This window comes from Limosilactobacillus caviae, from assembly GCF_014635905.1.
GTDB lineage: Bacteria > Bacillota > Bacilli > Lactobacillales > Lactobacillaceae > Limosilactobacillus > Limosilactobacillus caviae.
The window spans coordinates 24932-39832 of record NZ_BMDS01000007.1; the positions used below are offsets into that span (position 1 = coordinate 24932).

Here is a 14901-nt window from a genome sequence, read left to right on the forward strand (position 1 = left end):
AATTCCTTTCATCTGATACTTACTTTAATAATTATACGGCAGAAAATAGAAAGGGGAAACAATCGTCTTGTGGAGGAAAGTATTTCGCTCTGTTTAATTGTTAAGCACCATTAAAATGCGCTATTATAAGATAGTGGCAAAGGGGAGTGAAAAAATGGCAGAATTAGTAATTGTGCGTCATGGGCAAAGTCAAGCCAACCGTGATAATATTTTTACCGGCTGGACTGATGTTCCGTTGACCCCTAAAGGAATTGAACAAGGTGAATTAGTAGGTAAGGAATTACAAAAATTAAATATTCAATTTAGTGATGCCCATACTTCATATATGCAACGGGCGATTATGACAACTAATATTATCTTAGAAGAAATTAATCAATTGTACATTCCAATCCATAAAACCTGGCGATTGAATGAACGACATTACGGCGCTCTAAGTGGACGAAACAAGGCTGAAGTGAAAAAAGAAATTGGTGCCGAACAGCTTCATAAATGGCGCCGCGGATTTAAAGATTTGCCGCCACGATTAAAAGAACGGCAGCATGATCGACGGTATGACCGTTTAGGAGTAAAGATTCCGCTTAGTGAGAGCCTGGAAATGACCTTACAACGGCTTTTACCATACTGGGAAGACTGTATTGCACCGCGATTAATTGATGGTCATAATCAATTGATCGTTGCTCACGGAAGTTCCTTGCGGGCATTGATTAAATATTTAGATGGTATTTCTGATGATGATATTGACAAAGTGGAAGTTCCGAATGGTAAGCCGATTTTATATCGTTTTGATGACCGCCTTAATGTCGTTAAAAAGACTTTTATAACAATGGATGGTGAGATTAATGACAATACACGAATTAGCAAATAATCCAACTTTAAGCGGACAAGTACGTTTGATCGAAAATGTGGTTTACGGTGCGATGGATGGTGAAGCATTGCATTTGTCAATTTTGACCCCATGGACGCAACGTTTTCCCAAGCAATATCAGACGGAACCACGCCCATTAATTGTATTTGTTCAGGGAAGCTCTTGGCGAACACCAACGTTGGGAGAAGAAATTCCTCAGCTAGTCCAGTTCGTTAAAGCAGGATATATTGTAGCAACTGTTCAGCACCGCAGTTCAATTGAAGGACATCCATTCCCCGCATTCTTACAAGATGTTAAGACCGCGATTCGGTTCTTACGGACAAATGCAAAGAAATATGCTATTGATCCGCAAAAAGTTGCAATCTGGGGAACATCATCTGGTGCTAATGCAGCAATGTTAGTTGGCTTAACTGGTGATGATCCTCGCTACAAGGTTGACCTTTACCAAGACCAGTCTGATGCAGTCGATGCAGTCGTTAGCTGTTTTGCACCGATGGATGTTGAAAAGACGTTTGAATATGATTCAAATGTTCCTGGAAATAAATTATTACAGTATTGCCTATTGGGTTCAGATGTATCAAAATGGTCAGAAATTGAGAAACAAATGAGCCCGCTTTACCAGGTAAAGGATGGTCAAAATTATCCGCCATTCCTCTTGTTCCATGGAGATGCAGACAAGGTTGTCCCCTATGAACAAATGGAAGAAATGTATATGCGTTTGCAGGATAATGGAAATTCGGTTGAGGCTTATCGGGTTAAGGGTGCTAATCATGAACGAGACTTCTGGAGTCCAACCATTTATAATACCGTTCAAAAATTTCTTGATGATCAATTTAAATAATTCTATTGACAACTTATTTTTTATAAGTTATGATTTTGATATACTAAGTTAGGAGGAACACGTCATGTTTAACAATCAATACGTTAACGCTACTGTTTGTTGTTGTGGATCGCGTCTTATGCGACCCACTGTTTGGCGTGCTTACTTTTAGTTGAGTAACTGCTAACATAATCGGGAATAAAATGCATAAGGCGCAAATTCAAGTAAGTATTTCTTGAGTTTGCGCCTTTTTTTGTATTCAAAAGGAGATAGATATTATGAAATTCAATACACAGTTAATTCATGGTGGTAATAGTGAAGATCCAACAACGGGTGCTGTTTCAACCCCAATTTATCGCTCATCGACATTTCATCAACATGTATTAGGCGGCGAACCTAAATGGGAATATTCTCGTACTGGTAATCCAACGCGGGCATCCCTTGAAAAGCTAATCGCTGAATTGGAACATGGTACAGCTGGTTTTGCATTTGCATCTGGCTCAGCTGCTATTCACGCTACTTTTTCTTTATTTTCGCAAGGCGACCACTTTGTAGTTGGAAGTGATGTTTACGGGGGGACCTTCCGATTAATCAATAAGGTATTAAAGCGGTTTGGTCTTGAATTTACAGTTGTTGACATGCAAGATCTTAAAGCGGTGGAAAATGCAATTCAGGACAATACCGTTGCCATTTACTTTGAAACACCAACCAACCCCCTCTTACAAATTGCTGATATTAAAGAAATTGCTGCTATCGCAAAGAAGCATGGCGTAAAGACAATTGTTGATAATACGTTTGCGACACCTTATAATCAACAGCCGTTAACTTTAGGGGCAGATATTATTGTTCACTCTGCTACTAAGTATTTGGGCGGCCATAGCGATGTTGTTGCCGGCTTAGCAGTTACTAATGATAATGAGATTGCGGAACAATTAGCATTCCTGCAAAATTCGATTGGGAGTACGCTCGGCCCTGATGATAGCTGGCTGTTACAACGGGGAATGAAAACCCTTGGCGCACGGATGCGGGTTCATCAAGAAAATGCGACGGCGGTTATCGATTTTCTACAAAAGGATGAGCATATCGGTAAGATTTATTACCCAGGATTGAAAAATTTCCCAGGTCATGATGTTGCAGCTAAGCAGATGCGGAACTTTGGCGCAATGATCTCATTTGAACTAAAGGACGGTTTAGATGCCAAAAAATTTGTTGAAAGCTTGCAATTAATTGACCTTGCAGAAAGTTTAGGCGGGATTGAAAGTCTGATTGAAGTGCCAGCAGTAATGACCCATGGATCTATTCCCCGGGAAATAAGATTACAAAATGGAATTAAAGATGAACTGATTCGCCTTTCAGTTGGGATTGAAGATTCAGAAGACATTATTGCTGACTTGCAGCAAGCACTTGAAAAATTAGATTAATTATAGAAGAAGGGGAATAGCGACTTATGTGGGAAATTATCAAGACATCCTTACCACAACTATTAGCGGCGGGATTTAAATATACGATTCCGTTGGCGATAATTTCATTTTTCTTTGGCATAATCATTGCACTAGTAACAGCATTGACTCGTCTTTCACGACAGCGGGGGCCATTCATGATTCTTAAGTGGATTGCGAGCTTTTATGTATGGCTTTTTCGGTCCACGCCACTGTTAGTTCAACTGTTCATTGTCTTTTTCGGGCTTCCTTATTTGAGGATAAAGGGCATCTTGCCGCATGGGATTAAACTAGAGCCATTTACAGCCGGCATTATTACATTTTCTCTTAATACCGGGGCCTATGCTTCAGAGACAATTCGCGCGGCAATCAGTTCAGTACCAAGAGGACAGTGGGAAGCAGGAGCAGCAATCGGAATGACCCGGTTACAAATTCTATGGCGAATTATTCTTCCTCAAGCCTTAAGAGTAGCCTTACCGCCATTATCGAATAGTTTCATTAGCTTGGTAAAGGATACGTCGCTGGCTGCTTCAATCACAATTATGGAAATGTTTGCGGTCAGCCAGCAAATTGCGGCGGGAAATTATCAGCCGTTGCTTATGTATACCTTAGTAGCGATGGTTTATGCTGTTTTTACAACGGTCCTATCTTACCTTCAAGGCTACCTGGAAAGAATTGTTGACCGGCAAGTAAATGCAAATAATAGGTGAGAAAAATGAAATTAACAAATATTAATAAAAGTTTTGGTAATAAAAATGTCTTGAAAAATACCACATTAGAATTTCCAGCTGGTAAGACAACGGTAATGGTTGGACCATCTGGATCCGGAAAGTCAACTATTCTCCGTTCCTTGAACTTGTTAGTAATGCCGGAAAGCGGGCAATATGATTTTGATGAACACCATCTTGATTTTAGTCAGAAGATAAGTAATAAAGATAAGTTAGCAATTCGGCAAGAAACGGGAATGGTCTTTCAAGACTATAATCTCTTTCCGAATAAGACGGTTCTTGGCAATATTATTGAAGGCCCGACGCAAGTTTTGAAACAACCAAAAAAAGAGGCAATTGCGAATGCACACAATCTGCTTACTAAAATGGGCTTAGCAGATTATGGTGATGCCTATCCCAATGAATTATCCGGTGGTCAGGCACAGCGAGTGGCAATTGCACGCGCCTTGGCAATGTCGCCAAAGTATATCTTGCTTGATGAGCCAACATCTGCCCTGGATCCAGAATTGGAACTCAGCGTTTTGCATGTTCTCTTGCAGTTAGCAGCAGAAAAGCAGTCAATGGTAATTGTGACGCATAACATGGTTTTTGCTAAGCATGTTGCTGATAAGATTATTTTTGTAGAAAACGGCGAAATATTATATGACGGTACTCCAGAAGAGTTTTTCGCTCCAGATAATCCTAATGAACGGATTAAAAACTTTATCGCTTCGATGACAATGGAAAATTTAAAATAAAGGAAGTTTAGAATGATGAAATTTTGGAAGAAAGCACTATTAACAGTTGCAGCATTAACACTAGGAACATCAGCTGGAATTAGCAGTATTCATGCGGCATCTTCGGCAGTAAATTCAGAGTTAAAGAATAAGGGTGAATTGACAATCGGTCTTGAGGGAACATATTCACCATATTCATATCGTAAAAATAACAAGCTGACTGGTTTTGAGGTTGACCTTGGGAAGGCAGTCGCCAAAAAAATGGGGTTAAAAGCAAAGTTCGTTCCAACTAAATGGGATTCGTTAGTTGCGGGGTTAGGATCTGGAAAATATGATGTGGTCATGAACAACATTACCCAAACCCCAGAACGTGCTAAACAATACAATTTCTCAACTCCGTATATTAAGTCTCGTTTTGCCTTGATCGTTCCAGCCGATAGTAAGATTAAGAGTTTGAAAGACATTAAGGGCAAGAAGGTCGTTGCAGGAACCGGTACAAATAATGCCGATATTGCTAAGAAGTTTGGTGCAAAACTTGTCCCTAATGGTGATTTTGCCAGCGCCGTGGGGATGATAAAGCAAGGCCGGGCAGATGCAGAAATTAACTCCCGCGAAGCATGGTACGCTTACAGCAAGAAGAATAGTACTAAGGGCCTTAAGATGATTGATGTTTCTAGTGAACAAAAACCAGCCAAAATTTCAGCATTATTCAATAAGAAAGATACTGCTATCCAGTCTTCATACAATAAAGCACTTAAAGAACTTCAACAGGATGGGACTGTTAAGAAGTTATCCGAAAAATACTTTGGTGCGGATATTACAGAATAAAAATACTTTTGCAGTTCATTCGTTAGAGTTAGGCAAAATTTTTAAAAGCGTCCAAGCATTCAGTAATTTTGAATGTTTGGACGCTTTGTTCCATTGTTAATGATGGCGGCGAATTGCCTGACGAATGAGTGGGTGATGGATTGCTAAGAAAATATCATATGTAAAACTTGTTGCTACGTTTAATACCCACACAAACCATTCATTTTTAATGTTAAGGTAAGCAATTGCGAATAAATCACGGATTATTTCGGTAAATAGTTCATCAATAATATCATGATGGTTAAGGGCGGGGTGATAGTGCGCGCTAAAAAGAATAATGAGGATAAAGACAATTATCCAACCGATTAGGTAAGACCAGTTTCGTTTAACAAGCACGATTGGCCGTTGATATTTGTCAACCTGCCCTGTTGTTTTAATCCGAATTCCGCTAAGCTGAAAGAGACCGATTAGGACACCAAGGATTAATAACATTATTGATGCCATGATTTTGCCAAGTGAGCTATCTTCTTTTAAAGTGATAATCATCATTAGCAATGAGTAAGCTGGAATAAGAACCATTTCAAACCGGGTAACTTTTTCGTACTCAAATGTTCCGTGAATAAATTTATAAAGTAACAAAAGTAAAAGAATGGCAATCCCCATTACCAAAACTTCCTTTCTATTTGTTGGCTGATAGGAGTACTTTTGATTTTGCAAAAGGGGTAAATAATATTGAGATAAAAAGAAACTGGAGAAAATAAAGATTTCCCCAGCTTCTGCATCTGTTTGTCAAATGTTAGATTATGCTAATGTTCCCATTGGATCCCATGGCTTTAGAACCACCGGACTCTTAGCGTAGTCCCGCTTTAGATCATCGCTAAGGTATTTTTTATTAATAACGATTTGGTAGCAGTATTTGTCCATCCATGCATCGCTCATTACAAAGTAGCCTTTATGACCGACTTTGTTACCCCAGGAATTTTCGACCTTCCATTTGGTTGGCTTGCCGTCTACAAGGTCAACACCAGTGATAACCATTGCGTGATCCATCATGCTTTCACCATAGTCAAGCGCCTCTGCCTTTGTCATTTCAAGGTCAACATCAAAAAGCTTATCATAGTCATAAGTATTTAGCGCCATGATACCAAGCTTGGTTTCAGAGTATTTGATAACATCAGAGCCGAACCAAACACTCTCACCATTCTTCAACTGCTCAATTGCTAATTGCTTGAATTCATCCATTGGGAGGTTTAAGTGTTTAATTTCTCGTCCGCCAACAACATTACCCAACATATCAATTGTGTATGTTTGATGGTATTTTTTGTCGGCAGTGGGAGCCTGAATAATTGAAATATAATCATCAAGGTTCCAGCCAACATACTTTTCAAAGAATTTTTGAGGTGTTAGGTTTGCATCACGATGGAACTTGTTATCTTTTTTTGTCCGATATTCAAAGTCAAAATGACTAACTGGTTCACCAAATGTGTATGCTAAAATGCGATAATTTTCATTTAGCATCTTTCGGCGTTGTTTATCAATTGCTTCTTCATTAGCGTGGTCTTCATTGATCATTTTTCGTAAGACAACAGCATCGTGCCGGAGCTTATTATTCAAAACTTCATCAATACCGCGGGAGTTTGAGGAATTAAATGATTCTGGCATAGCTGACTTTGGCATTACCCCATACTTACTGATAAGGGCGCAAAGCATATCCCATTGTCCGCCGTCATTTTGGGGTTCATTCATCAACCAAGCAACTTTCCGGCTGTCGGTTGCTTTTTTGGCAGTCTTAATAACGTTTTGGTAGAAGTAATTAGATTTTTCAAACTTATCCCAGAAAAACTGGTAGGCTTGAGAAAGTTCAAAGTTATCCGGCAAATTGAACTTTTGCTGCATATCATGACGCATTGTATTAAGAGCGGCAAACATCCAGCAGCGGCCTGATTGTTTTTGATCAGAAACGTCACCCGTCTTCAAATCAATTGAGAAGTGGGGAGCATTGTCCGCAATTGAATGCCAGTTAAAACTAGCGTTGCGGACCCCGTTTTTAGTGACTGTGTTTTCTAAAACACTGCTGTTAGGGTGGTTACGGTAGTCTTTGTGGAAATTAGCAATATCTTCTTTATTAATGGAAAAGTTCATTTAGAAAATCTCCTTTGTGTTTAAGTTGGTAAGTCGATTAGAAATTAACGAGCATGTAGTACTTTAGGACCGTTTTGTGTACCAACGATGACATCATTAACCCGGTTTAAGAATAGACCGGTCTCAACAATACCTACCATGTGAATCAATTCATCAGCTAAGGACTTTGGATCATCAATTTCACCAAGGTGGAGGTCAATGATGTAGTTATTTTCATCGGTTCGGTACTTTTGGTCGCCGTCCATCCGCCAAGTTGGTTTGTAGCCCTTCTTTTCTAGGCGGTTAAAGACGTGCTGGGCACCAAATGGGATTACTTCAACTGGAAGCGGAAAGGCACCTAGTTTGTGGACAAGTTTGCTTTCATCAACAATCCACATTACTTTGTTAGAAGCATTAGCAACAATCTTTTCCCAGAGGAGGGCACCACCGCCCCCTTTAATCCCTTGGAAGTCATCACTGATCTCATCAGCACCATCAATGGTTAAGTCAATGTGATCAACATCATCAATATCCTTAATTGTAATTCCAAGGTCAGTGGCTTGCTTTGCGGTTCGGCTTGAGGTTGTTACACCGATAATGTCTTTAATCTTGCCTTCTTGTACTTGCTTACCAAGTTCATCAACCATGTACTTAACAGTTGAGCCGGTACCAAGTCCGACAATCATACCGGATTTAATGTATTTAACTGATTCTTTACCGGTTTGTTCTTTTAATGCATTTTGATCCATTGATATTCCTCCTAATTAAAGCGATCAGCGACGGGTAAAAGCTGCTGGTATTCTGGATGTAGTTTAAATTGCGCTACCGCATATGGACACATTAATTTAACAGTGTAGTGCTCTTTATTTGCGTAGTCGACGAACTGGCGAACTAATTCGGCTGCAATTCCTTGACCACGGTAAGCCGGCTGGACAAAAACACGCTCGACAACAACCCGCTTATCCGTGTCGGGAATTTTAGGAAAACTAATCTCGCCAATTAAGGGTTCTTGGTCATCAAACGCAACGATACGCTGGCCATCAACTCGATATTGCATTATAAGCACATCCTTTCATAGATAATTTTCGATAAACTGCTTTTAAAAGTCAAGTTATCAAAGCAATACCATTAACTTATTATCTAGCATATAATAGTATACTGGAATTATTAAGAATAAAACACTATGAGGTGAACGTAATGAAACGTGGATTTAAAATTGTTTCGAGTAAAAAGGACCAAGAAATACATTTGCCCCAGCGTCAAACAACCCGGGCAGCAGGATATGACTTTGAAGCATCAGAAGATTTTGTCCTCCCATCAATCTGGAAGGGTAATTTCTTAAAGGCTCTCTGGCAAGTTCATCAACAAAAAAAGCTAACTGATGAAGAGTTTAAATCTGCTGATTCCTGTTTGAAGCCTTACTTAGTACCAACAGGAATTAAGGCATATATGCAGCCTGATGAATTTCTCTTATTGGCTAATCGGTCAAGCGGTCCATTTAAACGGCGCTTAATTTTACCAAATGGGATTGGGATCGTGGACGCGGATTATTATGATAACGACAGTAATGAAGGAGAAATTTTCTTTCAACTCATTAACTATGGATTACGGGATTATCATATAAAAAAGGGTGAACGAATCGGTCAAGGGATTTTTATGCCTTATTTAATTGCAGACGGCGAAGAACAGCCAACAGCTAAACGAACTGGAGGCTTTGGTTCAACAAAAGAATAATAACTTAGAGAGGGATTGAAGCGATGGCAAAAGTACGTACACAATATGTTTGTCAAAATTGTGGTTATAACTCGCCACGATACTTAGGGCGGTGTCCAAACTGTGGTGAGTGGAATACTTTGGTGGAGGAACAGGTTGAAAACAATACTTCATCAACAGTGAAAAAAGCAACGACAACATTAACCGGACTAGTTGCTAAGCCGCAAAAGATTAATGAAATCGATAGTAAGGAGACTCCCCGGGTTAAAACCAAACTAAATGAATTAAATCGCGTTTTAGGGGGCGGAATTGTCCCTGGATCATTAATTTTGATCGGTGGTGACCCTGGAATTGGAAAGTCGACGCTCCTTTTACAAGTTTCAGGTCAATTAAGCGATGAGCATCATCGGGTCCTTTATGTCTCTGGTGAGGAAAGCGGGTCGCAGATTAAAATGCGCGCTGAACGCTTGAAAGTAGCCGGGGATGATTTTTATGTATATCCTGAGACTAATATGGATAGTATTCGTGATACAATTCGGGAACTAAAGCCGGAATATGTTGTAATTGATTCTGTGCAAACGATGCAAGCAACCGATGTCAGTTCAGCGATTGGTAGTGTTTCACAGATTCGGGAAGTGACTGCCCAGTTAATGCAGATTGCAAAGAGTAATAATATTACGATTTTTGTTGTTGGTCATGTGACAAAGGGTGGCGCGTTAGCAGGACCTAAGATTTTAGAGCACATGGTTGATACGGTATTGTACTTTGAAGGGGATCTCCATCACACTTATCGTATTTTGCGGTCAGTAAAAAACCGTTTTGGTTCAACTAATGAACTGGGAATTTTTGAGATGCATACGAATGGATTGACAGAAGTAAAAAATCCATCGGAAATCTTTTTGGAAGAGCGATTACACGATGCCACCGGTTCGGCTGTGGTTGTTTCATTAGAAGGAACCCGGCCAATTTTGGTTGAAATTCAAGCATTGGTGACACCGACTGTTTATGGAAATGCACAGCGAACCGCTACCGGTCTAAGTCGAAATCGAGTATCATTAATAATGGCGGTATTAGAGAAACGGGCTAACCTAATGCTTCAAAATCAGGATGCATATTTAAAAGCAGCTGGTGGCGTTAAGCTAGATGAGCCAGCGATTGATTTAGCGCTTGCTGTAAGTATTGCTTCAAGCTACCGAGATAAAGGTACTCAACCAACTGATGCTTTTGTTGGCGAGGTCGGCTTAACTGGTGAGATTAGACGGGTAAACCGTATTGAACAGCGGGTTGCCGAAGCAGAGAAGCTTGGCTTTAAGCGAATCTTCATTCCCAAAAACAATTTAAAGGGCTGGAAACCAATGACTGATATTCAAGTGATCGGTGTTTCAACCCTTAAAGAAGCCTTGTATTTAGCGTTAGGTTAAAAATAATTGAATGAAAGGATGGAACAAATGCGGCGTAGAATAATTACTCTCATTTATATTCTAGTTGGCGCGGCAGTGGGATTTTATTATTTACCATTATTATGGGGGATTTTGAATATTAACCTTAATCCGGCATTATTGGTATTTATCGATATTATTATTGGTGCACTTATTTTTTGGCTTTTATCAGTCCCCCTAGTCAGTGTCACGGAAAAAATGATTCAACGAATTGAAAAGGAGCTGACAAAGCGTAGTCCGGTTTACCTTTTCTTCGGGACCTTATTGACGATTGTTGGTTTAATATTAGCCGTTCTTATTTCGATTCCATTGTGGCGAACGAGGATTCCGGTAATTAATAATATTTTACCGATCCTTTTGATGATTACTTTTAGTTACTTTGGTTTTCGGATCGGCACGACTCGTTTAGATGATTGGCGAAAGGCATTTACCCATACTAAAAATAGTAAGAATGATGGTAATAGCGTAATCAAACGGCAAGATGCCAATTATCACCACTATAAGATTTTAGATACAAATATCCTAATTGATGGGCGTATTTATGATTTAGTTAAAACTGGTTTTTTAGAAGGGACATTGCTTGTTCCTAACTTTGTATTGTATGAGCTACAATACATAGCGGATTCGGGTGAAAGCATTAAACGGGTTCGTGGACGTCGCGGTCTTGATATTTTGAATAAGCTGCGAAATGAGAATATTGTCCCGATTGAGATGTACGATGGCGACTTTGAAGATATCCCTGAAGTTGATAGTAAATTAATTGCCCTGGCAAAAAAGGTCGACGGGGTCATAGTAACGAATGATTATAATCTTAATAAAGTAATTCAATTTCAAAATGTGCAAGTATTAAATATTAATAACTTGGCAAAATCACTACGACCACGGGTAATTCCGGGAGAGACGATGACGGTAGTTGTTGTTAAGAAAGGGACGGAACGACAACAAGGAGTCGCTTATCTTGATGATGGAACAATGGTGGTTGTTGAAGATGGTCGCTACTTCATGGATAAACAAATTGAAGTTGAGGTGACGAGTGCCCTTCAAACTGATGCTGGTCGAATGATTTTTGCGCGGCCGCTACACTCCCAACGAGGAATTGATGAACATACGGACACGGAACATCGAGATAACCATAGTAAAAAAGACAATAAAGATAAGAATAAATAGTTGAGAGAGGGTAGGACTAGCTGGTCTAGTTTGCCGCCTTTTCTTCATTGATTAGCTTTAAAATGAAATGAGGCTGGGTTGATTCCCAGCCTTTTAGTATTTACAGATATTTTTTGTTAAGGGGATTATTTCTCACTCTTGGCTATTTTAAACAAAAAAGAAGCAGCCGGGAAAAGCTGCTTCTTAGGGAGTATTACGATAATCTTGGGGGAGATTTCGTAAAAAAAGAAAATATTTTTTTCGGTTACTATTGGGAGGAGTAATTGAAAAATAATAGGTTTCATTGATGTAGTAAAGTTTATCTTTACTACGATATATATACTACCAATAGAATGTGAAGAAAGTATGACCAAAAGTTAAAATAATTCTTGGAAACAAATAAATACTATCCGAAATGCTATTCTAATACGGAATGTGGTAAGATTAACTGTACAATTTAATTTTAAATAATTACTGATTTTAAGGAGCGGATAGACATGCTAACAATTTATAATACGTTAACAAGAAAAAAAGAAGAATTCAAGCCACTGCATCCAGGCGTTGTTAACATGTATGTCTGTGGCCCGACAGTTTATAATTATATTCACATTGGAAATGCGCGCAGTGCGATTGCATTTGATACCGTTCGTCGTTACCTTGAGTTTAAGGGCTACAAGGTAAATTATGTTTCAAACTTTACTGACGTTGATGATAAGATGATCAAAGCAGCGGCAGCACAAGGGATTACGGTTCCCCAGTTAGCGGAAAAATATATAAACGCTTTTATGGAAGATACTGAAGCAATTAATATCGAACCCGCTACCCTTCATCCGCGGGCAACAGAAAATATAAACGAGATTATTAAGTTTATCCGTGGCTTAGTAGATAAGGGATATGCTTATGCTAAGGATGGGGATGTTTATTATCGTGCTCGTAAATTTAAGGATTATGGTCAGCTCTCTGGACAATCGCTTGATGACCTTGAAGTAGGAGCAAGTGAACATGTTAGTGCAGATGAGGTGAATAAAAAGGAAGATCCATTAGATTTTGCATTATGGAAGGCCGCTAAGCCAGGGGAGATTAATTGGGACTCACCATGGGGAAAGGGACGACCGGGTTGGCATATTGAATGTTCTGTAATGTCAACAAAGTATCTCGGCAAGACAATCGATATTCACGCCGGCGGACAAGATCTTGAGTTCCCCCATCATGAAAATGAAATAGCGCAAAGCGAGGCGGAAAATGGTCAAAAGTTCGTTCGTTATTGGATGCATAATGGCTTTGTAACGATTGGTAAAGACAATGAAAAGATGAGTAAGTCTCTTCATAACTTTATTACCGTTCACGATATCATTAAGGAAGTTGATCCACAGGTATTGCGTTTCTTCATGGCAACAACGCAGTATCGTCGTCCTATCCAATATAGTCAGGCAAATTTAACTGATGCCCAAAATAATCTTGATCATATTCAAACAGCTTTTGATAATTTAACTTATCGTGAGCAGGATGCAGGTAATGATGAAGATCAAAACGTTGAAGACCAGCTTAAGACATTCAGGACGCAGTTTATTACGGCCATGGATGATGATATTAATGTGCAAAACGGGATCGCCACAGTTTATGAATTAGTCAAGTACGCGAATGTTTACGCCCAGCAAAAACAGGTTAGTTTAACTGCAATTAAGGCAATTAAAGATGAACTCGCTGAATTAATGAGCATTTTTGGCGTTAAATTGGTAGCAAGCGACAATAAGATTGATGATGAAAAGATAAAACAGCTTATTGAGGAACGGAATCTAGCACGAAAAAGCAAAGACTTTGCGCGTAGTGATCAAATTCGTGATGATCTTAAAAAACAAGGAATTATTCTTGAGGATACTCCGCAAGGCACACGTTACAAAAAGGAATAGAAAGGAATTTTATGGTACAAGCAGATTATCGGCAATTGAATGGAATTGCTCTTGCTTATTTAGGAGATGCTGCTTATGAGGTTTACATCCGCCAGCACTTGCTAACTAAAGGAATTAGTAAACCGACTAAGCTGCAGCATATTGCTACTCATTATGTTTCAGCTAAGGCGCAGGCAGCCCTTATTGATTTGATGAAAGAAGAGGACTTGCTGACAGATGATGAATGGGCGTATTTCAAGCGCGGCCGTAATGCCAACAGTCATACGCACGCTAAAAATACGTCTGTGATGACTTATCGTATTTCTACAGGCTTTGAGGCAGTAATGGGTTACCTTCAATTAGCAGGAAAACAAGAACGGTTAGCCGAATTGGCGCAATGGTGTATTGAACAAGTAGAGGCAGGACGAACAGCACATGAAAAATGAAAATACAGATTTTATCATCGGCCGGCACCCGGCTGTAATGGCATTAAAATCTGACCAAGAAATTAATAAAGTTTTTATTCAATCAGGCTTAAAAGCTGATGCTATCTCACAAATTATTAAATTAGCTAAAGAACGGCGGTTAGTAGTATCAAACGTTCCCAAAAACAAGCTGGATTTGATGACTGACCATCAAAATCATCAGGGGGTCGTACTAGCGGTAGCTGCCTATCAATATGCAACAATTGACGACCTGTTTGACAATGCAGCAAGCCGTAGCGAAGATCCGTTTTTCTTAATTCTCGATGAGCTGGAGGATCCGCATAATCTTGGCTCAATAATGCGGACAGCTGATGCGGCTGGTGTTCATGGAATTATTATTCCGCGGCGTCGGGCAGTTGGATTAACCTCAGTTGTTGCTAAAACTTCAACTGGGGCAATTGAACATGTTCCGGTTGCACGGGTAACTAACTTGGTGCAAACAGCTAAGGAACTGCAAGAACGCGGTGTTTGGCTATTTGGAACAGACATGAAAGGAAAAGACTACCGTACTTGGGATGCGCATGGTGCGGTTGCCTTGGTAATTGGGAATGAAGGGAAGGGGATTTCTTCCTTATTAAAGAAAACTTGTGATGAGATGTTAACCATTCCAATGATTGGTCACGTTCAAAGTCTAAATGCAAGTGTTGCCGCAAGTTTATTGATTTACCAAGGCTTTAATTCACGTCATCCATTAAAATAGTTTGTATTTTATTGCTTTTAAATGGCGGTTCGT

16 protein-coding genes are annotated in these 14901 nt (G+C 39.5%); 12 read left to right on the forward strand and 4 right to left on the reverse strand.

What is annotated here, in order from left to right:
• Positions 1-115 precede the first annotated feature (115 nt).
• From IEU90_RS09325 to IEU90_RS09350, 6 genes are all read left to right on the forward strand, one after another.
• Positions 116-865 carry a 2,3-bisphosphoglycerate-dependent phosphoglycerate mutase gene (locus IEU90_RS09325; RefSeq protein ID WP_153710755.1) on the forward strand — a complete coding sequence of 250 codons (750 nt, stop codon included), beginning with the start codon at positions 116-118 and terminating at the stop codon, positions 863-865.
• A complete protein-coding gene (locus tag IEU90_RS09330; protein WP_188358051.1) occupies positions 840-1706 on the forward strand; it encodes an alpha/beta hydrolase in 867 nt (288 codons plus the stop codon). The genes IEU90_RS09325 and IEU90_RS09330 overlap by 26 nt, the downstream gene beginning before the upstream one ends.
• 257 nt (positions 1707-1963) lie before the next feature.
• Positions 1964-3106: a trans-sulfuration enzyme family protein gene (locus tag IEU90_RS09335; RefSeq protein WP_153710753.1), complete on the forward strand. Its 1143-nt coding sequence runs from the start codon at positions 1964-1966 to the stop codon at positions 3104-3106.
• 26 nt (positions 3107-3132) lie between these two features.
• Positions 3133-3834, forward strand: a complete 702-nt coding sequence (locus IEU90_RS09340; protein ID WP_188358052.1) for an amino acid ABC transporter permease — start codon at positions 3133-3135, stop codon at positions 3832-3834.
• A 5-nt stretch (positions 3835-3839) separates the two neighbouring features.
• A complete protein-coding gene (locus tag IEU90_RS09345; RefSeq protein WP_188358053.1) occupies positions 3840-4589 on the forward strand; it encodes an amino acid ABC transporter ATP-binding protein in 750 nt (249 codons plus the stop codon).
• Between the two features lie 15 nt (positions 4590-4604).
• Positions 4605-5396, forward strand: coding sequence for an amino acid ABC transporter substrate-binding protein (locus IEU90_RS09350; protein ID WP_153710778.1), 792 nt, complete (start codon positions 4605-4607; stop codon positions 5394-5396).
• A gap of 96 nt (positions 5397-5492) precedes the next feature.
• On the opposite strand, the gene IEU90_RS09355 is transcribed toward IEU90_RS09350, so the two are convergent.
• The 4 genes from IEU90_RS09355 to IEU90_RS09370 all read right to left on the reverse strand — a co-directional run bounded on the left by IEU90_RS09355 (position 5493) and on the right by IEU90_RS09370 (position 8553).
• Complete coding sequence (locus IEU90_RS09355) at positions 5493-6038, reverse strand: hydrophobic protein (RefSeq protein ID WP_153710750.1); 546 nt, start codon at positions 6036-6038, stop codon at positions 5493-5495.
• 138 nt (positions 6039-6176) lie between these two features.
• Complete coding sequence (locus tag IEU90_RS09360; protein ID WP_153710749.1) at positions 6177-7517, reverse strand: C1 family peptidase; 1341 nt, start codon at positions 7515-7517, stop codon at positions 6177-6179.
• Positions 7518-7561: 44 nt separating this feature from the next.
• Positions 7562-8245 (reverse strand): ribose-5-phosphate isomerase RpiA, encoded by a 684-nt coding sequence (gene rpiA / locus IEU90_RS09365; RefSeq protein WP_153710748.1) that lies wholly within the window; start codon positions 8243-8245, stop codon positions 7562-7564.
• A gap of 11 nt (positions 8246-8256) precedes the next feature.
• Positions 8257-8553 (reverse strand): GNAT family N-acetyltransferase, encoded by a 297-nt coding sequence (locus IEU90_RS09370; RefSeq protein WP_153710747.1) that lies wholly within the window; start codon positions 8551-8553, stop codon positions 8257-8259.
• Between the two features lie 140 nt (positions 8554-8693).
• Between IEU90_RS09370 and IEU90_RS09375 the strand changes: the two genes are divergently transcribed.
• From IEU90_RS09375 to rlmB, 6 genes are all read left to right on the forward strand, one after another.
• A complete protein-coding gene (locus IEU90_RS09375) occupies positions 8694-9230 on the forward strand; it encodes a dCTP deaminase/dUTPase family protein (protein WP_153710746.1) in 537 nt (178 codons plus the stop codon).
• 23 nt (positions 9231-9253) lie between these two features.
• The gene (gene radA / locus IEU90_RS09380) at positions 9254-10630 is read left to right on the forward strand and encodes a DNA repair protein RadA (RefSeq protein ID WP_153710745.1); all 1377 of its coding nucleotides are present in this window, start codon (positions 9254-9256) and stop codon (positions 10628-10630) included.
• A gap of 18 nt (positions 10631-10648) precedes the next feature.
• Positions 10649-11815 carry a PIN/TRAM domain-containing protein gene (locus tag IEU90_RS09385; RefSeq protein ID WP_153710777.1) on the forward strand — a complete coding sequence of 389 codons (1167 nt, stop codon included), beginning with the start codon at positions 10649-10651 and terminating at the stop codon, positions 11813-11815.
• Positions 11816-12291: 476 nt separating this feature from the next.
• Positions 12292-13704 (forward strand): cysteine--tRNA ligase, encoded by a 1413-nt coding sequence (gene cysS / locus IEU90_RS09390; RefSeq protein WP_188358054.1) that lies wholly within the window; start codon positions 12292-12294, stop codon positions 13702-13704.
• Positions 13705-13715: 11 nt separating this feature from the next.
• Entirely contained in the window at positions 13716-14129 is a 414-nt protein-coding gene (locus tag IEU90_RS09395) for a Mini-ribonuclease 3 (RefSeq protein ID WP_153710743.1), read from the forward strand.
• Positions 14119-14868 carry a 23S rRNA (guanosine(2251)-2'-O)-methyltransferase RlmB gene (gene rlmB, locus IEU90_RS09400; protein WP_153710742.1) on the forward strand — a complete coding sequence of 250 codons (750 nt, stop codon included), beginning with the start codon at positions 14119-14121 and terminating at the stop codon, positions 14866-14868. Before IEU90_RS09395 ends, rlmB begins: the two co-directional genes overlap by 11 nt.
• Positions 14869-14901: the final 33 nt, after the last annotated feature.